Annotated in this window: 22 protein-coding genes; 13 read left to right on the plus strand and 9 right to left on the minus strand. The window is 60.9% G+C overall.

Going from position 1 to position 23896, the window contains the following annotated elements:
• Window positions 1–29: 29 nt before the first annotated feature.
• Entirely contained in the window at window positions 30–971 is a 942-nt protein-coding gene (locus ACW9I6_RS13630) for a FecR domain-containing protein (protein WP_177008186.1), read from the minus strand.
• Window positions 968–1456: a sigma-70 family RNA polymerase sigma factor gene (locus ACW9I6_RS13635; RefSeq protein WP_008438527.1), complete on the minus strand. Its 489-nt coding sequence runs from the start codon at window positions 1454–1456 to the stop codon at window positions 968–970. The genes ACW9I6_RS13630 and ACW9I6_RS13635 overlap by 4 nt, the downstream gene beginning before the upstream one ends.
• A gap of 159 nt (window positions 1457–1615) precedes the next feature.
• On the opposite strand from ACW9I6_RS13635, the gene ACW9I6_RS13640 reads away from it, so the two are divergent.
• The 6 genes from ACW9I6_RS13640 to ACW9I6_RS13665 all read left to right on the plus strand — a co-directional run bounded on the left by ACW9I6_RS13640 (window position 1616) and on the right by ACW9I6_RS13665 (window position 7888).
• Complete coding sequence (locus tag ACW9I6_RS13640; RefSeq protein ID WP_457339433.1) at window positions 1616–1918, plus strand: DUF3649 domain-containing protein; 303 nt, start codon at window positions 1616–1618, stop codon at window positions 1916–1918.
• Window positions 1915–3489: a PepSY-associated TM helix domain-containing protein gene (locus tag ACW9I6_RS13645; RefSeq protein ID WP_177081150.1), complete on the plus strand. Its 1575-nt coding sequence runs from the start codon at window positions 1915–1917 to the stop codon at window positions 3487–3489. The genes ACW9I6_RS13640 and ACW9I6_RS13645 overlap by 4 nt, the downstream gene beginning before the upstream one ends.
• Window positions 3490–3816, plus strand: coding sequence for a DUF3325 domain-containing protein (locus ACW9I6_RS13650; protein WP_003212755.1), 327 nt, complete (start codon window positions 3490–3492; stop codon window positions 3814–3816).
• 11 nt (window positions 3817–3827) lie between these two features.
• Window positions 3828–4388 (plus strand): RNA polymerase sigma factor, encoded by a 561-nt coding sequence (locus tag ACW9I6_RS13655; RefSeq protein WP_003212753.1) that lies wholly within the window; start codon window positions 3828–3830, stop codon window positions 4386–4388.
• A complete protein-coding gene (locus ACW9I6_RS13660) occupies window positions 4385–5374 on the plus strand; it encodes a FecR family protein (RefSeq protein WP_003212751.1) in 990 nt (329 codons plus the stop codon). The genes ACW9I6_RS13655 and ACW9I6_RS13660 overlap by 4 nt, the downstream gene beginning before the upstream one ends.
• Before the next feature lie 273 nt (window positions 5375–5647).
• Window positions 5648–7888, plus strand: coding sequence for a TonB-dependent receptor (locus ACW9I6_RS13665; RefSeq protein WP_008438524.1), 2241 nt, complete (start codon window positions 5648–5650; stop codon window positions 7886–7888).
• A 135-nt stretch (window positions 7889–8023) separates the two neighbouring features.
• Here the strand turns inward: ACW9I6_RS13665 and ACW9I6_RS13670 are convergent, their stop codons facing one another.
• Both ACW9I6_RS13670 and yejK read right to left on the minus strand, forming a co-directional pair.
• The gene (locus ACW9I6_RS13670) at window positions 8024–8374 is read right to left on the minus strand and encodes a glutaredoxin family protein (RefSeq protein ID WP_003212747.1); all 351 of its coding nucleotides are present in this window, start codon (window positions 8372–8374) and stop codon (window positions 8024–8026) included.
• On the minus strand, window positions 8374–9378 hold the full coding sequence (gene yejK / locus ACW9I6_RS13675) for a nucleoid-associated protein YejK (RefSeq protein ID WP_003212745.1): 1005 nt from the start codon (window positions 9376–9378) through the stop codon (window positions 8374–8376). The genes ACW9I6_RS13670 and yejK overlap by 1 nt, the downstream gene beginning before the upstream one ends.
• Window positions 9379–9775: 397 nt before the next feature.
• Here yejK and ACW9I6_RS13680 point away from each other — a divergent pair, with 397 nt between their 5' ends.
• Window positions 9776–10057 (plus strand): HU family DNA-binding protein, encoded by a 282-nt coding sequence (locus tag ACW9I6_RS13680; RefSeq protein ID WP_003212743.1) that lies wholly within the window; start codon window positions 9776–9778, stop codon window positions 10055–10057.
• A gap of 64 nt (window positions 10058–10121) precedes the next feature.
• Here the strand turns inward: ACW9I6_RS13680 and rlmF are convergent, their stop codons facing one another.
• From rlmF to ACW9I6_RS13705, 5 genes are all read right to left on the minus strand, one after another.
• Window positions 10122–11144: a 23S rRNA (adenine(1618)-N(6))-methyltransferase RlmF gene (rlmF, locus tag ACW9I6_RS13685; RefSeq protein WP_087695168.1), complete on the minus strand. Its 1023-nt coding sequence runs from the start codon at window positions 11142–11144 to the stop codon at window positions 10122–10124.
• A gap of 248 nt (window positions 11145–11392) precedes the next feature.
• Window positions 11393–14239 (minus strand): valine--tRNA ligase, encoded by a 2847-nt coding sequence (locus ACW9I6_RS13690; protein WP_457339434.1) that lies wholly within the window; start codon window positions 14237–14239, stop codon window positions 11393–11395.
• A 185-nt stretch (window positions 14240–14424) separates the two neighbouring features.
• Entirely contained in the window at window positions 14425–14829 is a 405-nt protein-coding gene (locus tag ACW9I6_RS13695) for a DNA polymerase III subunit chi (protein WP_177027932.1), read from the minus strand.
• A gap of 7 nt (window positions 14830–14836) precedes the next feature.
• Window positions 14837–15265, minus strand: a complete 429-nt coding sequence (locus ACW9I6_RS13700; RefSeq protein WP_102605183.1) for a DNA polymerase III subunit chi — start codon at window positions 15263–15265, stop codon at window positions 14837–14839.
• Window positions 15266–15316: 51 nt separating this feature from the next.
• Window positions 15317–16807, minus strand: coding sequence for a leucyl aminopeptidase (locus ACW9I6_RS13705; protein ID WP_003210444.1), 1491 nt, complete (start codon window positions 16805–16807; stop codon window positions 15317–15319).
• A gap of 282 nt (window positions 16808–17089) precedes the next feature.
• Between ACW9I6_RS13705 and lptF the strand changes: the two genes are divergently transcribed.
• The 6 genes from lptF to era all read left to right on the plus strand — a co-directional run bounded on the left by lptF (window position 17090) and on the right by era (window position 23824).
• Entirely contained in the window at window positions 17090–18208 is a 1119-nt protein-coding gene (lptF, locus tag ACW9I6_RS13710; protein WP_003210442.1) for an LPS export ABC transporter permease LptF, read from the plus strand.
• Window positions 18201–19280: an LPS export ABC transporter permease LptG gene (lptG, locus tag ACW9I6_RS13715; protein WP_003210440.1), complete on the plus strand. Its 1080-nt coding sequence runs from the start codon at window positions 18201–18203 to the stop codon at window positions 19278–19280. Before lptF ends, lptG begins: the two co-directional genes overlap by 8 nt.
• A gap of 152 nt (window positions 19281–19432) precedes the next feature.
• The gene (gene lepA, locus ACW9I6_RS13720) at window positions 19433–21232 is read left to right on the plus strand and encodes a translation elongation factor 4 (protein ID WP_003210439.1); all 1800 of its coding nucleotides are present in this window, start codon (window positions 19433–19435) and stop codon (window positions 21230–21232) included.
• Window positions 21233–21237: 5 nt separating this feature from the next.
• On the plus strand, window positions 21238–22092 hold the full coding sequence (lepB, locus tag ACW9I6_RS13725) for a signal peptidase I (RefSeq protein WP_003210437.1): 855 nt from the start codon (window positions 21238–21240) through the stop codon (window positions 22090–22092).
• A 147-nt stretch (window positions 22093–22239) separates the two neighbouring features.
• Window positions 22240–22929 carry a ribonuclease III gene (gene rnc / locus ACW9I6_RS13730; RefSeq protein WP_003210434.1) on the plus strand — a complete coding sequence of 230 codons (690 nt, stop codon included), beginning with the start codon at window positions 22240–22242 and terminating at the stop codon, window positions 22927–22929.
• Window positions 22922–23824 (plus strand): GTPase Era, encoded by a 903-nt coding sequence (gene era / locus ACW9I6_RS13735; RefSeq protein ID WP_003210432.1) that lies wholly within the window; start codon window positions 22922–22924, stop codon window positions 23822–23824. The genes rnc and era overlap by 8 nt, the downstream gene beginning before the upstream one ends.
• Window positions 23825–23896: the final 72 nt, after the last annotated feature.

Raw genomic sequence — 23896 nt, forward strand, 5'->3', positions numbered from 1 at the left:
GAAAACGGCTCACGGGGTTTGAAAATATTTCAGGCACGGGCTTCGACAGTGACCCAGTAGCGGGTAAACCGCCGGACCCTGACCGGCAGGCTGACTTGCAGCAGGTCCAGGATTCGTTCGCTGTCGTCCAGCGGGTAGCTGCCGGAAATCAGCAGGTTGGCCACCTGCGGGTCGCAATTGAGCTGGCCACGGCGATAACGGCTCAATTCGGCGAGGAAATCTTCCAGGCGCATGTGGGCCGCCACCAGCATGCCGTCGGCCCAGGCGCCGCTGCCGGCGTCGGTGGGGCGGGCGGTGTCCCAGCCTTTGCGGGTGAAATTGACCTGATGGGCTTTCTCCACCGACAACGGCAAACCGCTATAGGTGTTGGGCATCACGTCAACGTGCCCATCAAACACCGCCAGTTGTGTGTGATCGTTGAATTGCCGCACGTTCAGCCGCGCGGCCTGGGCGCTGAGCAGGCCCTGGGAAGTGATGACCCGCAGCGGGGCGTTGCCGGGTTTGGCGGTCAGCAGGATTTCGCCTTCGAGCAGGCGGATCAAGCGTTGCTGGCCCTCAAAATGCACATCCACCGCACTGCCGGTGTTGAGCTGCAACTGGCTGCCATCCGCCAGCTGGAACTTGCGCCGTTGGCCGATGGGGCTGCGGTAGTCGGCACTCAACGGCGGCAATATATGTTGCTGGCGCAAACCCCAGGCCGCTGCCGACCCGGCGCCGAGTATCAGCAACAACTTCAGGGCCTGGCGGCGACTGTTGGATTTCGGTGCATTCAAGGCGGCGTGGGCCAGGGGTGATGGCATCCCGCGCAAGCGCTGGTTCACTCGCTGGATGTGCTCCCAGGCCCGCTGATGTTCGCTGTGGGCGTCCAGCCACTGTTGCCAGGCCGCCTGTTTGCGTGGGTTGAGCGGGCCCTGCTGCATTTCCATCAGCCAGTGCACCGCTTGTTCGGCGACTTGCGTTGAGAAACTCATAGGGCGAAGTAGCAGCGCATCGCCGCTTTATTCAGATGGCGCTTGACCGTGGCGATGGAGATGCCCAGTTCCGCGCCGATTTGCGCGTAGGTCAGGCCGTCGAGCTGGGACAGCAGGAACGCGCGTTTGACCGGGGGCGCCAAGCCGTCCAGCAACTGGTCCAGCTCCATCAGGGTTTGCAGGATGATTGCCCGCTCTTCCTCCGACGGCGCCACGTGTTCGGGCATTTGCGCCAGGGCGTCGAGGTAGGCGCGCTCCAGGTCCTGGCGGCGGTAATGGTTGCACAGCACACGCTTGGCGATGGTGGTGAGGAAGGCGCGAGGTTCGATCAGCGTCGGTGTTTCCCGTGCGGTGAGCACGCGGATGAAGGTGTCCTGGGCCAGGTCGGCGGCGCTTTCCGGGCAGCCGAGCTTGCGTCGCAACCAGCCGGTAAGCCAGTGGTGATGGTCGTGGTACAGGACTTCGACGGTGTTGGACGGCTGCAACGCGCACACTCCGGCAGCATGGGCATGCTTTAGAGAACAAGAATTGTTCGCATTGTAGGGCGCGCAGGCGGGTTCGGCAATTGCCAGTGATGCGTTCTCTTTTGCTTATGAGAACCTTTATCATTAATATTGCGCGCTGACGAACCTGGCGCCTTGTGCATGAAACGCAAAACCTCACTTCCCGTTTTCTACCGTCTTGCCGTGACTTCGCGGGTGCTGGCGGCTGTGGTCGGCGGTTACCTGCTGGCCTCGCTGGCCAGCGTGTGCATGACGCTGTGGCTGCCCGCCAGCCGCGCCGATGCGGTGATCAGCGGCATGCTGAGTTCGTTTGTGTTCTACCTGTTGGCGGTCATCTGGTGCTTCGCCTGCCGCACGGCCTGGCGCGCCTGGTTTGGCGTGTTGCTGCCCAGCGCGATAATGGCCACGTTCGCCGGGTTGGCGTACTGGATGGCGCGCACATGAAAGAGGGCTTCCGCCAGGCCATGGCCTGGTTGCACACCTGGGCCGGGCTGATCTTTGGCTGGCTGCTGTTTGCGATTTTCCTGACGGGCACCCTGTCGTATTTCAAGGACGAAATTACCCACTGGATGCAGCCCGAAGTGCAGGCGCATCCCGTCGATGACGCCCGTAGCCTGGCCGCCGCCCAAACCTATCTGCAACACCAGGCGCCCAATGCCGCGCGCTGGTTTATCACCTTGCCGAGCAGCCGTGAGCCGGGCCTGTCGGTGATGTGGCAAGACAAGGTCGACCCGGGCAAACGCGGCAATTTCGTCGAAAAACTCCTCGATCCCGTCAGCGGCCAGCAGGTCCAGGCCCGGGAAAGCATGGGCGGCGAATTCTTCTATCGTTTCCACTTCCAGCTGCAAATGCCCTATCCCTGGGGGCGCTGGCTGTCGACCATCGCCGCGATGGTGATGTTCGTGGCGTTGATCACCGGGATCATTACCCACAAGAAAATCTTCAAGGACTTCTTCACCTTCCGCCCGCGCAAGGGCCAGCGTTCCTGGCTCGACGGGCACAACGCCGTGGGCGTGCTGGTGTTGCCGTTCCACTTGATGATCACCTACAGCAGCCTGGTGATTTTCATGAGCATGGTGATGCCGGCGAGCATCCTCGCTTCCTACGGCAACGATACCCGTGCGTTCTTCAACGATGTCTTTCCGGCCACCGACAATGCGCCGGCCCTCGGCCAGCCGGGGCAATTGCTGCCATTGGGCCCGATGTACGAGCAGGCGCGCGGGCAATGGGCCGGCGGGCATGTCGGACGGCTGGTGGTGAATAATCCAAGCGATGTAAACGCTTCGGTCAATGTGTTCCGCGCCGGGTCGGATCGAGTGGTGCATGACTTTGGCAGCACCGTGTCATTCAACGGCACTACCGGCGAACTGTTGCGGGTGAGCGGCGAGCAGTCGCTGCCGGCGGCGATTGGTGGCAGCTTCTACGGTTTGCACATGGGCCATTTCGCCGGCCCGGTATTGCGCTGGCTGTATTTCATCTGCGGCCTCGCGGGCACGGCAATGATCGGCACCGGGCTGGTGATGTGGCTGGGCAAGCGTCAGCTCAAGCACACCAAAACCGGTGTGCTGCCCTTTGAGCTGCGGCTGGTGGAAGTGCTGAACATCGCCAGCATGTCCGGCTTGATGATCGCCATCGCTGCATTCTTCTGGGCCAACCGCCTGTTACCAGCCAGCTTTGCCGGGCGCTCGGACTGGGAAGTACAAGCCTTCTTTATTGCCTGGGGCTTGAGCGTCGTGCACGCGATTGTTCGTCAGGGGCGCCGCGGCTGGGTTGAGCAATTGAGTGTGGGCGCGCTGCTGTTTATCGGCGTGCCGGTGCTCAACGCGCTGACCACGACCCAGCATTTGGGTGTGTCCCTGGCCAACGGCGACTGGGCCATGGCCGGCTTCGACCTGACGTGCCTGGGCAGCGGTGTGTTCCTCGCCTGGGCTGCCTGGAAAATGCAGCACCGCCGCGTCCCTCAGCCCAAGGCCGAACGTGCCCGGCCATTGACCCTCAAGGGCGAGGTGAACTGAATGCTCCTGGCGCTATTGCTGTGTTACGCAGGGTTTACCGCGTTGTGCCTGTCCATGGACCGGCACCATGGCGAACTGCTGCACAGTAAACCTTCGCCTCGTCGGCGCCTGGGTTTGCGCGTGGGCGGCTGGCTGCTGTTGATTGTCTCGATCTGGCCGGCGGTGCTCGCGACCGGGTGGAGCCAGGGGTTGGTGGAGTGGTGCGCGGTCTTGATGCTCAGCGGGTTGTTGCTGGTGTTGCTGTTGCCGTATCGGCCAAGGCTGGCCTTGATCCTGGCGGGCCTCGGCCTGCTGGCCAGTCCGGTTGCGGCCTTCGCGACCCTTTGAGTCCACCGTTGATGATCACCACGCCCCCCGAACATCCAGAGCAGCACGCAGACGCGGCGGGCGGACGGGCGCATTTCCTGCAGGTGTTCCTGTCCCAGCGCTCGCAGATGGAAGCGCTGGTCAGCCGCCGCGTGGGCTGCCGTGCGACGGCGGCGGACCTGGTGCAGGATTTGTTCCTGCGCTTCTGGCGCCGGCCGCTGGTGCAGGTCGAGGAGCTCAGCACCTACCTGCTGCGCTGCGCCGGCAATATCGCCATCGACCACCTGCGCAGCGAAGGCGCCCGGGTGCGCAGCAGCGAAGGCTGGCTGCCGGAACAACAGGATAACCAGGGCTGCGAACCCCAGGCCGCGCTGGAGGCGGGCAATGATCTGCGTCACGTTGAAGCAGCCTTGCGCAGCCTGCCGGAACGTACCCGGCAGATTTTCCTGCTCAACCGCATCCATGGCCGCAAGTACGCGGAAATCGCCAAGGCCATGGGCCTGTCCCAAAGCGCCGTGGAAAAACATATGATGCGTGCCCTCGAAGCCTGCAAGGCCAGCCTTCGTGAACCATCGCCAAGGAAAGCCCCGTGAACGCCACTGCCCGCGTCACCCCGACGCCCGACCAGGAACAGGCCGCACTGGCCTGGTTGAGCCTGTTGCATGACCAACCCAGCAGTGGCGACCAGGCCACGTTCAGCCGTTGGCTGCGGGCCGATCCTGCGCATGTGGAAGCCTACGCCCAGGCCCAGGTGCTGTGGGAATTGAGTGAAGTACCGGCCAGAACGTTGGCGGATGAGGATGCCCTGGCGCTGCAGGGTTACTTGAACGCGATGAATACCTCGAAACGCTCCAGCGTGCGGCGCTGGTCTGGTGCCCTGGCCATGGCCGCCTGCCTGCTGGTGATGATCTCGATGGGCGCCGGCTGGCAGCCGTCACGCTGGGTCGATGACTTCGGCGCGGATTACGTCACCGCGCCGGGTGAGGTGAAGACCGTGACCCTGGCCGATCAAAGCCAGGTCACCCTGGACGCCGACAGTGCGATCGCAGTGGATTTCAAGCATGGCGAGCGCCATATCCAGCTACGCCGTGGCGCCGGTTTTTTCAGTGTGACCCACACTGGCGAATCCTTTGTGGTCGAGGCCGGCAGCGGCGAAGCACGGGTGCTCGGCACGCAGTTTGAGGTGCGCCTGCAACCGGCAGGTGCGCAGGTGACGGTGTTGTCCGGTCGGGTTGGGGTAACGCCGTCGAAGTATGCTCAGCAACAGATTCTGACGGCCGGCCAGCAAGTGGCCTACGCCGACGGTGTCGCCGATGAGCTGCACGCGGTCGACAGCGAGTCGCGCCTGGCCTGGCGCGATGGTTGGCTCAACTACTACAAGGCGCCGCTGGCCGATGTGGTGCAAGACCTCGGCCGCTACTATCCGGGGCGCATTCTGCTGCTCAACGAAGACCTCGGCGCCCGGCGTGTCAGCGGCAGTTTCCCGAGCAAGGACCCCCAGGCGGTGCTCAATGCGTTGCAGGCGGTCTTGGGGTTTGAACAACACTCGCTGCTCGGTCGGATGATCGTATTGCGCTAGATACAGAGCGCTACGCCGCAATGGCGTGGCGCTGTCATTACTTGCACCACCTTCCCTTGAAAATCCCCATGCCTTGGCACATCCGTGTGTGTGGACCTTTCATTTAACCTTCATCGCAATCGCCAAAACCTGTAACCAAATCGTTACGTGATGCACGGATGATCCTCGGATTCCTGAGCAGGTGGTCAGGAAGATTGGCGGCGCTGTTCACCCAGCCGAGATCGCCAATACCTCCCCCATAACAACAGATAGATGCATGTAAGGGATCTACTCGTGACCTACAACAAACTCTATGCCCTGCTTTTAGCATCGGGCCTGGGCGGCTTTGCGCCGCTGGTTCTGGCAGACGATTCCCAGGATGTCGGTTCGGTGCACGTCGCCGGCGAACGTACCCTGGGCACCGGCCACATGATTCAGGAAGAAAGTGCCAAGGCCCGGTCCACCGTGACCAAGGAAGCCATGGATGAAATGTCCCCGACGGCCAACGCCATCGACAAGCTCAAGTACACCCCGGGCATCAACGTTTCCAACGACGACGCCAGCGGCATGAGCGGCACCAGCTTCACCATGCGCGGCATGAACTCCGACCAGGTCGGGGTTTCCATGGACGGCGTGCCGATCAACGACTCCGGCAGCTACGGTGTTTACGCCAACCAATTGGGCGACCCGGAAAACGTCGGCGAAGTATTTGTCACCCAGGGCTCCTCGGAAGCGGACGGCCCGCACATTGGTTCCAGCGGCGGCAACATCGGCATGGTCACCATTCGGCCGACCAAGGAGCCGGGGCTGTTCGTCAAGCAATCCATGGGTTCGAACAACCTGACAAAGTCCTTCGCCCGCATCAACACCGGGGACCTCGGCGGCTTCAAGACCTGGGTGTCGGCCTCTCACACCGAGGGCGACAAGTGGCGCGGCAAGGGCACCTTGCGGGGCGACAAGGTGGAGTGGAGCACGCTGTTCGAAGACGACAACGGCAACACCAGCAACTTCACCATGAAGTACAACACCCAGGAAAACTACAACTACAACACGCTGAGCAAGAGCCAGTTCCAGCAACAGGGCCGCCGCCTGGATTACGCGGAAACGCCGGTCTACAAGAACGGATTGCTGTCGTCTTCCTACAAGCTCAACCGCAACCCATTTGAAAGTGTCATGACCACCTTCACCCAGCGCTGGCGCCTGCGTGATGACCTGGCCCTGACGGTTGCGCCTTACTACTACTGGGGCAACGGCGGCAGTTTCAGCGGCCAGACCGCGACCAACCTGGGGCCGAAGTCCGACAAGAGTGGCAACTACGACCTGAGCAACCTCAAGTCGGCCAACTACTATCGCCCCTCGTGGACCGAAACCTGGCGCCCTGGCGTGACGGTCAAAATGAAATGGGACATCAACGAGGAACACAGCCTGGATTACGGCTACTGGTACGAGCGCGCTCGCCAGCGCCAGACCCAGCCGTATATCGGGATCAACAGCGAAGGTGCACCGGACGACGTCTGGGGCGATTACAACAGCGGCGGCCAGGTGGTCGACAAGAACGGCAAGACCGTTCAGGGGCGTCATCAATACACCGTGACCCCGGCCCAGAAGCTGTGGGTGCAGGACAGCTGGCAAGCCACGCCAGACCTGAGCTTTGTCGGCGGCCTGGCGTACCAGTACGTCGAACGTGACGGCGACAACCTCGGTAGCCTGTACGACAAGCCGGAAAAGCGTAACGCCCGCTACCATCAGTTCCTGCCGAACTTCAGCGCCAAGTACCAGGTCGACGAGAGCAACCAGGCGTTCTACAACGTCACTCGCAACATGCGCACACCGCAGAACTACGTGCTGTACAACAAGGGTGATTCCCTCAACCTCAACCCCGAGCTGAGCTGGAACCAGGAACTGGGCTGGCGCTACACCGAAGAGAAAATGGCCCTCAGCGCCACCCTGTTCTACATCACCTTCAAGGACCGTCAGCTGTCGACCACCGACTTGAACGGTGACTACGTGATGGCCAACGTCGGTGACGTGACCAACAAAGGCCTGGAGTTGGAGTGGAGCGGCCTGCTGCCGTACAACTTCAACTACTACGCGTCGTACACCTATACCAAGTCCGAGCAGCAGGACGACTTTGTCAGCAAGAACGTGTTGTTGCCGACCAAGGGCAACCAGTTGGCCAACGTGCCGGAAAACATGCTCAACCTGGTGTTTGGTTACGACGACAAGCGCTACTACGGCAACATTGCCGGCAAGTATGTCGGGGCGTTCTACGGTGATTTGACCAACAACGAGAAAATCTCCGGGCGCACCGTGTTCGACCTCAACGCCGGTATCTACCTGCCGGTGGACAAGAAGGTCTTCAAGTCGGCCGCGCTGCGCTTCTCGATGCTCAACGTGTTTGATAAGGAATACTTGAGCTCGGCGCGCACCGTGTCGTTCAACTCGGCGCCGGTAAATGGCCTGGCGGCCAGCTCGGCGTATTACAACGTGGGTGAAGAGCGTACGGCGATGGTTTCCCTGGAGGCCAATTTCTAACGCGTACGCAAACCCAATGTGGGAGCGGGCTTGCTCGCGAAAGCGGTGTATCAGTCGCCAGATGTATTGACCGCACCCCCCCCCCCCCAAGCAAACCCCCCCCCCCCCCTTCCCCGCGGTATTTTACAGAGTGAGTTACTTCAGGGCCGCCATGATCGCTTCCGGGTTGTAGTCGCGAATCAGCGTGCCGTTCACGTCCACAAACGGAATCCCGCCGCCCCCCAACGCCTCGTACGCCTTGCGCGCCTGGGCGTCCTTCTCGATATCAAACGCCTGGTAGGGAATCCCCTTGGAATCCAGAAAGCGCCGGATCTGCTTGCAGTAGCCGCACCACTCGGTGGAATACAGCACCACGCGCGCTGCCGCGCGTGTCTGCTCCGGCACCACCTGGGAGGGGTTGAACAGCCGCTCGATCTTGCCCCAGTTCTGGAAAACCACCACCACCAGCAACACCAGCAGGACTTTCTTCAGAACCCCGCCCAGCATCAGTTGCGACGCTTGAGCTGGTCGGTCAGTTGGGTCGGCAGGCCCTTGATGATCAAGGTGCCGGCGGCTTCGTCGTATTCGATCTTGTCGCCCAGCAGGTGCGCTTCAAAGCTGATGGACAAGCCTTCGGCACGCCCGGTGAAACGGCGGAACTGGTTGAGGGTGCGTTTATCCGCCGGGATTTCCGGCGACAGGCCGTAGTCCTTGTTGCGGATGTGATCGTAGAAGGCTTTTGGCCGATCTTCATCGATTAACCCGGACAGCTCTTCCAGGCCCATCGGCTCGCCGAGCTTGGCCTGGCTGCTGGCGTAGTCCACCAGGGTCTTGGTTTTCTCGCGGGCGGACTCGTCCGGCAGATCCTCGCTTTCAACGAAGTCGCTGAAGGCCTTGAGCAGGGTACGGGTTTCGCCCGGACCGTCGACGCCTTCCTGGCAGCCGATAAAGTCGCGGAAGTACTCCGAGACCTTCTTGCCGTTCTTACCCTTGATAAAGGAGATGTATTGCTTGGACTGCTTGTTGTTCTGCCACTCGGACACGTTGATCCGCGCTGCGAGGTGCAGTTGGCCAAGGTCGAGGTGGCGCGACGGCGTCACGTCCAGCTGGTCGGTCACTGCCACGCCTTCGCTGTGGTGCAGCAGGGCGATCGCCAGGTAATCGGTCATGCCCTGTTGATAGTGGGCAAACAGCACGTGGCCGCCGGTGGAGAGGTTGGACTCCTCCATCAGCTTCTGCAGGTGTTCCACGGCAATACGGCTGAAGGCGGTGAAATCCTTGCCGCCGTCGAAATACTCCTTCAACCAGCCGCTGAACGGGTGCGCGCCGGACTCGGCATGGAAAAAGCCCCAGGCCTTGCCTTGTTTGGCGTTGTAGCTCTCGTTGAGGTCGGCGAGCATGTTCTCGATCGCGGCCGACTCGGCAAGCTCGGAGTCGCGGGCGTGGAGAACTGCGGGTGTGCCGTCGGGTTTTTTGTCGATCAGGTGGACGATGCAATGACGGATCGGCATGGGCTTCTCGGCTGGTTGAAGGGGAGGGGTGGGGCTCCCGGAAAAAGTCGCCAGTGTACCGCACCCGCTGGGGATGGCGCTGTTCGGAGGGCGTTTTGAGCGCCATCCGACGGGCCATATGCCTTTTTTTCACGGTTTAGAGCGATAAAGCTGACCAAATGGGTATGTTGAGGCGGATATTTCCCCGTCTCTGTGCTAGTTTTGCCCCGTCTTACGCGCAGTCTGGGCGTTAAGCGTGCATTCAGCATTTGTCAGGTCGAACCAAACCCGGTTTCAGGTATCTATAAACCCGATCTTCGTGGTTATAGCCCTTGGGTGCCAGGCCTTGATGGCAGGGCTCGATGGCTGACACTGCACTCTGCAATCCAAATGAATTTGATAGGGAAGGAACACCACAATGGCTATTACTAAAGACCAACTGATCGCTGATCTGGCTGAAGCTGTAGACGCACCGAAAACCACCGTGCGTGCTCTGCTGGACCAACTGAGCCAGATCGTTGCTGATCAGCTGGAAAACGGCGGCGAAATCACTCTGCCAGGCGTTGGCAAACTGAAAGTGACCGAGCGTCCTGCCCGTACTGGCCGTAACCCTTCGACTGGCGCTGCCATCGAAATCGCTGCCAAGAAAGTTATCAAGCTGGTTGTGGCCAAAGGCCTGACCGACGCTGTTAACAAGTAAGACGCAGCAAAAAAAACCGTGCTCCGGAGCGATCCGGGCACGGTTTTTTGTTGCCTGCGATTTATCAGTCCTTACGGGCCCAACGCTGGCGCCACACCTGTTGCTCGCTCGGGGTCTGGAAGGTCCAGGCGACGAAGCGGCTCTGCTTCTGGCCCTGGGACATCTCTACCACCTGGCTTTCCAGCACACCGGCCTTTTTCAGCGCTGTCTGGATCGCCGGCAAGTTCGACGCTTTCGACACCAGCGTGCTGAACCACAGCACCTTGTGCTGGAAATGCGCGCTTTCAGCGATCAGTTGCGTCACGAACCGCGCTTCACCGCCTTCACACCACAATTCCGCCGACTGGCCACCGAAGTTCAGCACCGGCAACTTGCGTTTCGGATCAGCCTTGCCCAGTGCTCGCCATTTACGTTCGCTGCCCTTGGTCGCTTCATCCATGGACGCGTGGAAGGGCGGGTTGCACATGGTCAGGTCAAACCGCTCGCCTGGCTCCAGCAAGCCCAGCAGGATCTGCTTGGGGTTGGTTTGCTGGCGCAGCTGGATGGCCTTGTTCAGCCCGTTGGACTGCACGATCGCCTTGGCGGCGGCCACGGCGGTCGGGTCGACTTCCGAGCCGAGGAAGTTCCAGCGGTACTCGCTGTAGCCAATCAACGGATAGACGCAGTTGGCGCCCATGCCGATGTCCAGCACCTTCACCGGCGCGCCACGGGGGATCACGCCTTCGTTGACGCTGGCCAGCAGGTCGGCGAGGAAGTGCACGTAGTCGGCACGCCCCGGTACCGGTGGGCACAGGTAGTCAGCCGGGATGTCCCAGTGATTGATGCCATAGAACGCCTTGAGCAACGCCCGGTTGAACACCCGCACCGCGTCTGGGCTGGCGAAGTCGATGCTTTCCTTGCCGTACGGGTTGATGATCACGAATTGCGCCAGTTCGGGCGTGGTCTTGATCAGCGCCTGGAAGTCGTAACGGCCCTGGTGGCGGTTACGTGGGTGCAAGGTGGCCTCTTTGCGCGGAACGACGGGCTTGGCCGGCGTATTGGATTTTGGCTTCTTGCGCGGTGCTTTGGGTGTGCTGGGGGCGGTCATGGGCTGCGTCGATTCTGCGTTTGTTTCAAAAGTGGCGGGTATTGTCACACATTCCTTGGTCGAACTCGGTCAAATGTGGGAGCTGGCTTGCCTGCGATGCAGGTGACTCGGTGTATCTGCCAGACCGAGGCGATGCCATCGCAGGCAAGCCAGCTCTCACATTGGTCGGGTTTCCAAAGAGAAATAGCGGTGTTTTTCCAAGCAAAAAAAAGAGACCCGAAGGTCTCTTTTTCCACACGGGCAGCCTCTTACAGGCTGGAAATCCGTGCGTGTTGCTCCGCCAGCTTGCCCAAAGCCTGTTCAGCTTCAGCCAGTTTGGCGCGTTCTTTCTCGATCACTTCAGCCGGAGCCTTGTCGACGAACGCCGCGTTGGACAGCTTGCCGCCCACCCGCTGCACTTCGCCTTGCAGGCGCAGGATTTCCTTGTCCAGGCGCGCCAGTTCGGCACCCTTGTCGATCAGGCCGGCCATCGGCACCAGCACTTCCATCTCGCCCACCAGTGCGGTGGCGGACAGCGGTGCTTCTTCGCCAGCGGCCAATACGGTGATCGACTCCAGCTTCGCCAGCTTCTTGAGCAGCGCGTCGTTCTCGGTGAGGCGACGCAGGTCTTCGCTGCTGGCGTTCTTCACGAACACGGCCAGTGGCTTGCCCGGACCGATATTCATCTCGGCGCGGATGTTGCGCGTACCCATCATCAGGGTCTTGAGCCACTCGATATCGCTTTCGGCTGCCTCGTCAATGCGGGCTTCGTTGGCCACCGGCCAAGGTTGCAGCATGATGGTCTTGCCGTCTTTGCCCGCCAGCGGCGCGATGCGCTGCCAGATTTCTTCGGTGATGAAGGGCATGAACGGATGCGCCAGGCGCAACGCCACTTCCAGTACGCGCACCAGGGTTTGACGGGTGCCGCGCTGACGTTCGATCGGCGAGTTCTCGTCCCACAGCACGGGCTTGGACAGTTCCAGGTACCAGTCGCAATACTGGTTCCAGATGAACTCGTACAGGGCCTGCGCCGCCAGGTCGAAGCGGAACTGGTCGAGTTGACGGGTCACTTCGGCTTCGGTGCGCTGCAGCTGGGAGATGATCCAGCGGTCCGCCAGGGACAGCTCGATGGCCTCGCCGTTCTGGCCGCAGTCTTCGCCTTTATCCAGCACGTAGCGCGCGGCATTCCAGATCTTGTTGCAGAAGTTGCGATAGCCTTCGACGCGGCCCATGTCGAACTTGATGTCGCGACCGGTGGACGCCAGCGAGCAGAAGGTAAAGCGCAGGGCGTCGGTGCCGTAGCTGGCGATGCCATCGGCGAACTCGTCGCGGGTCTGCTTCTCGATCTTCTTCGCCAGTTTCGGCTGCATCAGGCCCGAGGTGCGTTTCTGCACCAGGGTTTCCAGGTCGATGCCGTCGATGATGTCCAGCGGGTCCAGGACGTTGCCCTTGGACTTGGACATCTTCTGGCCCTGGCCATCACGCACCAGGCCGTGCACGTACACGGTCTTGAACGGTACCTGCGGGGTACCGTCTTCGTTTTTCACCAAGTGCATGGTGAGCATGATCATCCGGGCAACCCAGAAGAAAATGATGTCGAAGCCGGTGACCAGCACGTCGGTGGAATGGAATTTCTTCAGGAATTCGGTCTGTTGCGGCCAGCCGAGGGTGGAGAAGGTCCACAGGCCCGAGCTGAACCAGGTGTCCAGTACGTCGTTGTCCTGTTGCAGCGCCACGTCCGCGCCAAGGTTGTGCTTGGCACGTACTTCTGCTTCGTCGCGGCCCACGTAGACCTTGCCCGACTCGTCGTACCAGGCCGGAATCCGGTGGCCCCACCACAGCTGGCGGCTGATGCACCAATCCTGGATGTCACGCATCCACGAGAAGTACATGTTTTCGTACTGTTTCGGCACGAACGCGATGCGGCCGTCTTCCACGGCAGCGATCGCCGGCTCAGCCAAAGGCTTGGTGGACACGTACCACTGGTCGGTCAGCCAGGGCTCGATGATGGTGCCGGAGCGGTCGCCCTTCGGCACTTTCAGGCCGTGGTCGTCAACGCTTACCAGCAGGCCGGCGGCGTCGAAGGCGGCAACGATCTGCTTGCGCGCTTCGAAACGGTCGAGGCCGGCGTATTCAGCCGGGATCTTGCCGTCGATGCTCTCGTTCAGCGTGCCGTCGAGGTTGAACACCTGGCAGGCTGGCAGAACAGCGGCGTTTTTGTCGAAGATGTTCAGCAGCGGCAGGTTATGGCGCTTGCCAACTTCATAGTCGTTGAAATCGTGGGCCGGGGTGATTTTCACGCAGCCGGTGCCGAATTCAGGGTCGCAGTAGTCGTCCGCGATAATCGGGATGCGACGGCCAACCAGCGGCAGCTCGACGAACTTGCCGATCAGCGCCTGGTAGCGTTCGTCGTTCGGGTTAACCGCGACGGCGGCGTCGCCGAGCATGGTTTCCGGACGGGTGGTGGCGACGGTCAGGTAATCATTGCCTTCGGCGGTCTTGGCGCCGTCAGCCAACGGGTACTTGAGGTTCCACAGGAAACCTTTCTCATCGTGGTTTTCCACTTCTAGGTCGGAAATCGCCGTGTGCAGCTTGGTGTCCCAGTTGACCAGGCGCTTGCCGCGGTAGATCAGGCCGTCTTCATGCAGGCGCACGAAGGCTTCCTTCACGGCTTCCGACAGGCCGTCGTCCATGGTGAAGCGCTCGCGGCTCCAGTCGACGGACGAGCCCAGGCGACGGATCTGACGGCTGATATTGCCGCCGGACTGATCCTTCCATTCCCAGATTTTCTCGAGGAATTTCTCGCGGCCCAGGTCGTGACGGTTCTGGCCGGTGGCTTCCAGTTGGCGCTCCACCAGCATCTGGGTGGCGATACCGGCGTGGTCTGTACCTGGTTGCCATAGGGTATTGCGACCCTGCATGCGGCGGAAACGAATCAGGGCATCCATGATCGCATTGTTGAAGCCATGGCCCATGTGCAGGCTGCCAGTGACGTTCGGTGGCGGAATCATGATGGTGTAGGCATCGCCCGCGCCTTGCGGAGCGAAATAATTCTCGGACTCCCAGGTCTGGTACCAGGAAGTTTCAATAGCGTGCGGCTGGTAGGTCTTATCCATGCGCGGCGGGACCCTAGTTGGCATTAATTCAGGAAAGCCGACAAGTATAACGGGGGATAGGGGAGAGGGGTAGGAGCGAGCTTGCTCGCGAAAAACCTGAGGGCGGCGCGTTCATTCAGGATGTACGCGTTATCGTTCACGCCCTTCGCGAGCAAGCCCGCTCCCACAGGGGATATGTGTCAGCCTTAGTTCTGGTACTGGCTCAACAACCGCTCCATGCGCGCATCCAGCCGGCGCTTGATCTCGGTTTCGATATGCGGGGCAAAATCGTCGATCACGTCTTGCATGATCAGTTGCGCGGCGGCGCGCAGTTCGTTGTCCAGGTGCAGCAGCAGGGCGTCGGGGGCTTTTTCGGCGGCCGGTACGGCAACAGCCGCAGCCGGCGCAGCTTGCACCGCGGGCGTTTCGACAGGTTCCGGCGTAACCGGCTTGCCACCCACCATATCGAACAGCAGGGGAATTTGTACGTCACCGTTGACCGCATCGGTCAGCAATGGCGGTTGCAGGTCATCATCACCGAGCAGCTTGCGGATCGACTCAAGGTCGTCCAGCAGGTGGTCAGAGTCTTTTAGCGGGTTTGGAGTGTCCATCGTGTGCTCAAAGTCGTTGTAGCCGGTGATCTTGCAGAGAATAGCCCTGTTCGCGGTAGAAGCGGAAACTCTCCCGCGCGGCCTGACGAATAGCCGGGTCTTCCACCACCACTTCCGCCACGCGGGCGAAACCCTTGGCGAAGGCCGGTACTTTCAGGTCAAGGTTGACCAGCAGGTCTGTGTGATCGCCGCAGCTGTCTCCCAAACCCAGTACCACCAGGCCTTCCGGTTCTGATTCGGCGGGACCGTGGGGCACGAAGCTTTCGCCCTTGAAGCGCCACAGGCGGGCGTCGAGGTCGTCACGCTGGGCGGCATCGCTGCAATGCAGGTAGATACGGTGGCCCATGCGCCAGGCTTTTTCGGTGAGCTTGCAGGCGAAGTCCAGGCGCGCGGAAGGATCGGCGCTGGGCAATATATAGAAGTCGACTTGGGTCATTGCGGTTCCTGAGCCCCGGGCGGCTTTACAGGCGCCCGGGGATCTTCAGTTTCAGGCTTTGGCGCGGTCCAGCAGGTACTGGGTCAGCAATGGAACCGGACGGCCAGTGGCGCCCTTGTCCTTGCCGCCGCTGGTCCAGGCGGTGCCGGCGATGTCCAGGTGGGCCCAGTTGAAGTTCTTGGCGAAACGCGACAGGAAGCACGCCGCAGTGATGGTGCCGGCTTTCGGGCCGCCAATGTTGGCGATGTCGGCGAACGGGCTGTCCAGCTGTTCCTGGTACTCATCGAACAGCGGCAGTTGCCAGGCGCGATCGTCTGCAGCCTGGCCGGCGCTGAGCAGTTGGCCGATCAGTTCGTCGCTGTTGCCCAGCAGGCCCGACGTGTGGGCGCCCAGGGCAACTACGCAGGCACCGGTCAGGGTGGCGATGTCGATCACGGCTTGCGGCTTGAAGCGCTCGGCGTAGGTCAGGGCGTCGCACAGCACCAGGCGGCCTTCGGCGTCGGTGTTGAGGATTTCCACGGTCTGGCCGCTGAGGGTGGTGACGATGTCGCCCGGACGGGTCGCGCCGCCGCTCGGCATGTTCTCGGCGCAGGCCAGGATGCACACCAGGTTGATCGGCAGCTTGAGTTCCAGCACGGCACGCAGGGTGCCGAACACGCTGGCGGCGCCGCCCATGTCGTACTTCATCTCGTCCATGCCCAGGCCCGGCTTGAGGCTGATGCCGCCGGTGTCGAAGGTGATGCCTTTACCGACCAGGGCAAATGGCTTCTCGGACTTCTTGCCGCCGTTGTATTGCATCACGATCAGGCGTGGCGGCTGGTCGCTGCCCTGGCCCACGGCATAGAACGAGCCCATGCCCAGTTCCTTGATCTTCTTCTCATCCAGGACTTCGACTTTCAGGCCCTTGAATTCCTTGCCCAGCGCCTTGGCTTGCTCGCCCAGGTACGTCGGGTGGCAGATGTTCGGTGGCAGGTTGCCCAGGTCACGGGTGAACGCCATGCCGCCGGCGATGGCCTGGGCGTGGGTCACGGCGCGTTCGACCTCAGCCTGGGCCGCCTTGATGGTCAGCAGGGTGACTTTCTTCAGGGCGCGGGGTTCGGCCTTGGTGCTCTTGAACTGGTCGAAGACGTAGCCGCCGTCCAGCAGGCTTTCGGCCAGCAGGCGGGTCTTGCCGTAGCTGTCGCGGCCCTTGACCACGACTTCGTCCAGCGCCAGGGCCGCGTCGGTGCCGCCCAGGCCCTTGAGGGTGTTGAGGATGCCGGCGATGATCTTGCGGAACGGACGGTCGCCCAGTTCGGCGTCTTTACCAACGCCCACCAGCAATACGCGGTCGGCTTTAAGGTTAGGCAGGCTTTGCAGCAGCAGGCTTTGGCCAACCTTGCCGGCCAGGTCACCGCGCTTGAGGACTGCGCTGATGGCGCCGCCGCTCAGTTCGTCCAGTTGCTTGGCGGCAACGCCGAGCTTGCGGCCTTCGCCGACAGCGACCACGAGGGTGGCGGTTTTCAACGTTTCGGGGCTAACGCTTTTTACAACCAGTTCCATTTTCGGGTCCCTTATAAAGGTCAGTGAGCCAGGAGTCTGTACTCCGGCTTGTAAGCTTGGCAGCCTGTAGGCCGCCCGCGACAAAGGCCGCAGTTTGAACCTCGCCGCCCGAGCCTGACAACCCTTGCGGGCAGCTTTGTGCACGCGTATGAGCAAGCTCCGTGACAGGTGCGGTCAATCACAGGATAATGCGCCATCTTTTTAGCCGGCCTGCAGCAATGGGTCGACTCGATATGCTTGCTTGTTTGGCCGCCTTAGCCTGACAACCCTGGAGTGTCTGGTTTGATCGTCTTCCGTTATCTATCCCGCGAAGTCCTGTTGACCCTGAGTGCCGTGAGTGCGGTATTGCTGGTCATCATCATGAGTGGTCGCTTCGTCAAATACCTCGCCCAGGCTGCCTCGGGTGCCCTGGATCCGGGTTCGCTGTTCCTGATCATGGGCTTTCGCCTGCCGGGCTTCCTGCAGTTGATCCTGCCATTGGGCCTGTTTCTCGGGATTCTGCTGGCCTACGGCCGCTTGTACCTTGAAAGCGAAATGACCGTGTTGTCGGCCACCGGCATGAGCCAGCAACGTTTGCTGGCCATGACCATGGTTCCGGCCACCGGTATCGCGCTGGTGGTGGCCTGGCTGAGCTTGAGCCTGGCACCCCAGGGCGCCATGCAGTTCCAGCTGGTGCTGAACAAACAGGACGCCATGACCGAATTCGACACCCTGGAGCCGGGCCGCTTCCAAGCGCTCAACGACGGCACCCGGGTGACCTATACCGAGCAAATGTCGGATGACCGTGCCAACCTGGGAGGGGTGTTCATCTCCCAGAAAAACCTCGGCCAGAACCAGAAAGACCGTGGTATTTCGATTCTGGTGGCCGACAAGGGGCGCCAGGAAGTGCGTCCGGATGGCAGCCGTTACCTGATCCTTGAAGATGGCTATCGCTATGACGGCAGCCCCGGTCAGGCCGATTACCGCGCAATCAAGTACGACACCTATGGCGTGATGCTGGCCCGGCCGGATGTCAGCGATGAGGTCACCGACCGCGACGCGATCCCGACCCCAGACCTGATCGGCAGCAAGGAACTGCGTTCGATCGCCGAGCTGCAATGGCGGATTTCCCTGCCGCTGCTGGTGTTCATCGTGACCTTGATGGCCGTGCCGCTGTCCCGGGTCAACCCGCGCCAGGGCCGCTTCCTCAAGCTGCTGCCGGCAATCCTGCTTTATATGGCTTACCTGACCATCCTGATTTCCGCCCGCGGCTCCCTGGAGAAGGGCAAGCTGCCGCCGGCCCTCGGGTTGTGGTGGGTCCACGGGGTCTTCCTGGCCATTGGCCTGGGGCTGCTTTATTGGGAACCGATGCGGTTGAAGATGCGGAGTCGTCGCAGCGTGAAGGAGATGGCTCGTGGTTAAGCTCGACCGCTACATTGGTAGCAGCGTCCTGGTCGCAATCCTTGCGGTATTGGGCATTATTTTGGGGCTGGCCTCGTTGTTCGCCTTCATTGATGAAGTCGGCAACGTCAGCGATACCTACACCGTTACGGACGTCCTGAGCTACGTGGCGCTGACGGCGCCCCGTCGCCTGTACGACATGATGCCGATGGCTGCGCTGATCGGCTGCCTGATCGGCCTGGGCAGCCTGGCCAGCAACAGCGAGCTGACCATCATGCGCGCGGCGGGTGTTTCCATCGGTCGCATCGTGTGGGCGGTCATGAAGCCCATGCTGTTGCTGATGGTGGTCAGCGTGCTGATCGGTGAATACGTGGCGCCTCCAGCCGAGTCCACGGCCCAGGCCAATCGTGCCCTGGCCCAGGGTTCGGGCGATGCCCAGAGCTCCAAGCATGGCCTGTGGCACCGCCAGGGTGAGGAGTTTATCCACATCAACGCCGTGCAGCCGGGTGGCTTGCTGGTGGGTGTCACCCGCTACCACTTCGACAAGGAACGTCACCTGCTGTCGTCGAGCTTCGCCAAACGTGCACAGTACGCCGACGAAAAGTGGCAACTGAGCGATGTGACCACCACCTATTTCCGTGATATCGGCAAGGGTGCGGCATCGACCACCGAAGTGATCAATGTGCCGACGGAGCAGTGGGATATTTCCCTCAAACCCGAATTGCTGAATACCGTGGTGATGATCCCGGAAAGCCTGCCTATCTCCGGCCTGTGGGGGTATATCCATTACCTCAAGGACCAGGGCTTGAACAACGGCCGTTACTGGCTGGCGTTTTGGGTCAAGGTGTTGCAGCCGGTGGTGACGGCTGCGCTGGTGCTGATGGCGATCTCGTTCATCTTTGGCCCGTTGCGTTCCGTGACCCTCGGCCAGCGCGTGTTTACCGGCGTACTGGTGGGTTTCACCTTCCGTATCGCCCAGGACCTGCTGGGGCCGTCCAGCCTGGTATTCGGTTTCTCGCCGCTGTTTGCGGTGCTGGTGCCGACCGCGATCTGCGCTGTGGCCGGCTTCTGGCTGTTGCGTCGGGCCGGTTGAGCCCGCGCTTATGAACAAAAAATGCCCCGTTCGAACGACCGGGGCATTTTTGTTCTTGGTCGCCATGGATGACGTCTGGTCTGCGCATCAGGTACAATTCCCGGCTATTTTTCAGCGGGCAGTCTGCCTGCAGCCTTTTTGAGTGTTGATCCGTGAGTGATTTGAGTCATATCCGCAATTTCTCCATCATCGCCCACATTGACCATGGCAAGTCGACGCTGGCCGATCGATTCATCCAGATGTGCGGCGGCCTTGCCGAGCGTGAAATGGAAGCCCAGGTGCTGGACTCCATGGACCTCGAGCGCGAGCGCGGGATCACCATCAAGGCCCACAGCGTAACCCTGTACTACACCGCCAAAGACGGTATCAAGTACCAGCTCAACTTCATTGACACCCCGGGCCACGTCGACTTCACCTATGAAGTCAGCCGTTCCCTGGCGGCCTGCGAAGGTGCGTTGCTGGTAGTGGACGCGGGCCAGGGCGTTGAAGCCCAGTCCGTGGCCAACTGCTACACCGCCATTGAGCAAGGCCTGGAGGTGATGCCGGTGCTGAACAAGATCGACCTGCCACAGGCCGATCCGGACCGCGTCAAGGAAGAGATTGAGAAGATCATCGGCATTGACGCCACCGACGCCGTCGAGTGCAGCGCCAAGACCGGCCTGGGCGTCGACGAGGTGCTCGAGCGCCTGGTCAAGACCATTCCAGCCCCCACCGGCAACTACGAAGATCCGCTGCAAGCGTTGATCATCGACTCCTGGTTCGACAACTACCTGGGTGTTGTTTCCCTGGTACGCGTACGCCACGGCCGTGTGAAGAAGGGCGACAAGATCCTGGTCAAGTCCACCGGCAAGATCCACCTGGTGGACAGCGTCGGTGTATTCAACCCGAAGCACACGGCTACCACTGATCTGAAAGCCGGCGAAGTAGGCTTCATCATCGCCGGTATCAAGGACATCCACGGTGCACCGGTAGGTGACACCCTGACCTTGAGCTCCACCCCTGACGTCGACGTGCTGCCGGGCTTCAAACGCATCCAGCCGCAGGTTTACGCCGGCCTGTTCCCGGTCAGCTCCGATGACTTCGAGGACTTCCGCGAAGCCCTGCAGAAGCTGACCCTCAACGACTCGTCGTTGCAGTACACCCCGGAAAGCTCCGACGCCCTGGGCTTCGGCTTCCGCTGCGGGTTCCTGGGCATGCTGCACATGGAAATCATCCAGGAGCGCCTCGAGCGCGAATACGACCTGGACCTGATCACCACCGCGCCGACGGTTATTTTTGAGCTGGCGCTGAAAACCGGTGAAACGATTTACGTCGACAACCCGTCCAAGCTTCCGGATCTGTCTTCCATCGAAGACATGCGCGAACCGATCGTGCGGGCCAATATTCTTGTGCCGCAAGAGCATCTGGGCAACGTCATTACCCTGTGTATCGAAAAGCGTGGCGTACAGCACGACATGCTGTTCCTCGGTACCCAGGTGCAAGTGACCTACGATTTGCCGATGAACGAAGTGGTCCTGGACTTCTTCGACCGTCTCAAATCCACCAGCCGCGGCTATGCTTCGCTGGATTACCATTTTGACCGTTACCAATCGGCTAATCTGGTGAAGCTGGATGTACTGATCAACGGCGACAAGGTAGATGCCCTGGCGCTGATCGTGCACAAGGACAACGCGCACTACAAAGGTCGCCAGTTGACCGAGAAGATGAAAGAACTGATTCCGCGCCAGATGTTCGACGTTGCGATCCAGGCCGCCATTGGCGGGCAGATCATTGCACGGACTTCCGTCAAGGCACTCAGAAAGAACGTACTGGCCAAATGCTATGGCGGCGACGTCAGCCGTAAGCGCAAGCTGCTCGAGAAGCAAAAGGCCGGTAAAAAACGCATGAAGCAAGTGGGTAACGTGGAAATTCCACAAGAAGCCTTCCTTGCGGTGCTCAGGTTGGATAGTTAGGTCCTATGTCACTAAATTTCCCGCTGTTGCTGGTCATCGCCGTTGCCGTTTGCGGTCTATTGGCGTTGCTCGATCTGGTGTTCTTCGCCCCGCGTCGCCGGGCAGCCATCGCGTCCTATCAGGGCAGCGTCAGCCAGCCCGATGTGGCGGTGATCGAGAAACTGAACAAAGAGCCGATGCTGGTTGAATACGGCAAGTCGTTCTTCCCGGTGTTGTTCATCGTGCTGGTGCTGCGTTCGTTCCTGGTGGAACCGTTTCAGATCCCTTCGGGCTCGATGAAACCTACCCTGGACGTGGGCGACTTCATCCTGGTGAACAAGTTTTCCTACGGGATCCGCTTGCCGGTGATCGACAAGAAAGTGATCGAGATCGGTGACCCGCAGCGCGGCGATGTGATGGTGTTTCGCTACCCAAGCGACCCGAACGTCAACTACATCAAGCGTGTAGTGGGCCTGCCGGGCGACGTGATTCGCTACACCAGCGACAAGCGCCTGTTCGTCAACGGCGAGTCGGTGGCAGAAAAACTGATCGGCTCCGAGCCGAACACCCTGGGCAGCGCCGAGCTGTACCAGGAAAAACTCGGGGCGGTAGAGCACGAAATCCGCAAGGAGATGAGCCGCTACCGTTCGCCGCCTGACAACCAGTGGACAGTGCCTGCCGGGCACTACTTCATGATGGGCGACAACCGCGACAACTCCAACGACAGCCGCTACTGGGATGACCCGAATATTCCCAAGGACCTGCTGGGCATGGTCCCCGACCAGAATATCGTCGGCAAGGCCTTCGCGGTCTGGATGAGTTGGCCGGAACCCAAGCTCAGCCACTTGCCGAACTTCTCGCGGGTCGGGCTGATCAAGTAATCCATGCGGCGCTGTGAACACAGCGCCGAATGCTTTTCTGGGGCTTGGACAAAACCAGGCCCCATGCAGCAACCACCAGGATTTGAATTTGAACACAGCGTTAATCGTCGCAGGCCACCGGTGCCTCGAACTGAATGTGGGTAAACCGTGAGCGTTTCTCTAAGCCGTCTCGAGCGCCAGCTCGGCTACACCTTCAAGGATCAGGAATTGATGATCCTTGCCCTCACACACCGCAGTTTTGCCGGGCGTAACAACGAGCGCCTGGAATTCCTCGGTGATGCCATCCTCAATTTCGTCGCCGGCGAAGCCCTGTTCAATCGCTTCCCGCTGGCCCGCGAAGGCCAGTTGTCGCGCTTGCGTGCGCGCCTGGTGAAAGGCGAGACCCTGGCTGTACTGGCCCGTGGTTTCGACCTGGGTGATTACCTGCGCCTGGGCTCCGGCGAGCTGAAGAGCGGCGGTTTCCGTCGCGAGTCGATCCTGGCCGACGCCCTTGAGGCACTGATCGGCGCGATCTACCTCGACGCGGGCATGGAAGCGGCCAAGGAGCGCGTCGTCGCCTGGCTGTCGACCGAAATCGAAAGCCTGACGCTGGTAGACACCAACAAAGATCCAAAGACCCGCCTGCAGGAATTCCTGCAGTCCCGTGGTTGCGACCTGCCGCGTTACGAAGTGGTGGATATCCAGGGTGAGCCGCATTGCCGAGTGTTCTTCGTCGAATGCGAAATCACCTTACTGAATGAAAAAAGCCGAGGTCAGGGTGTGAGCCGTCGTATTGCCGAACAGGTAGCGGCCGCTGCAGCACTGATTGCCCTGGGCGTGGAGAATGGCCATGACTGATTCAACCGCAACTCGCTGTGGCTATGTTGCCATCGTCGGCCGTCCGAACGTGGGCAAGTCCACGTTGCTGAACCACATCCTGGGACAGAAGCTGGCGATCACCTCGCGCAAGCCCCAGACCACCCGCCACAACATGCTGGGCATCAAGACCGAAGGCGCCGTACAGGCTGTCTACGTTGATACCCCGGGCATGCACAAAGGCGGCGAAAAGGCCCTCAACCGCTACATGAACAAAACCGCTTCGGCAGCGTTGAAAGACGTCGACGTGGTGATCTTCGTGGTCGACCGTACCAAGTGGACCGACGAAGACCAGATGGTTCTGGAGCGCGTGCAGTATGTCACCGGCCCGTTGATCGTCGCGTTGAACAAGACTGACCGCATCGAAGACAAGGCCGAGCTGATGCCGCACCTGAGCTGGCTGCAGGAACAACTGCCGAACGCCCAGATCATGCCGATCTCGGCCCAGCACGGGCACAACCTTGAAGCCCTGGAACGTGTGATTGCTGGCTACCTGCCGGAGAACGAACACTTCTTCCCGGAAGACCAGATCACCGACCGCAGCAGCCGTTTCCTCGCCGCCGAACTGGTACGCGAGAAAATCATGCGCCAGATGGGTGCCGAGCTGCCGTACCAGATCACCGTCGAAATCGAAGAGTTCAAGCAGCAGGGCAAGACCCTGCATATCCATGCGCTGATCCTCGTCGAGCGTGACGGCCAGAAGAAAATCATCATTGGCGACAAGGGCGAGCGCATCAAGCGCATCGGCACCGAAGCGCGCAAGGACATGGAATTGCTGTTTGATTCGAAGATCATGCTCAACCTGTGGGTGAAGGTTAAGGGTGGTTGGTCCGATGATGAGCGCGCGTTGCGTTCGTTGGGTTACGGCGACCTGTAACAGGTCTCCGGAACACCGCAGGACAAATGTGGGAGCGGGCTTGCTCGCGAATGCAGGGTGTCAGTCACCAGC

This window comes from Pseudomonas sp. SDO5522_S412 (assembly GCF_054071215.1).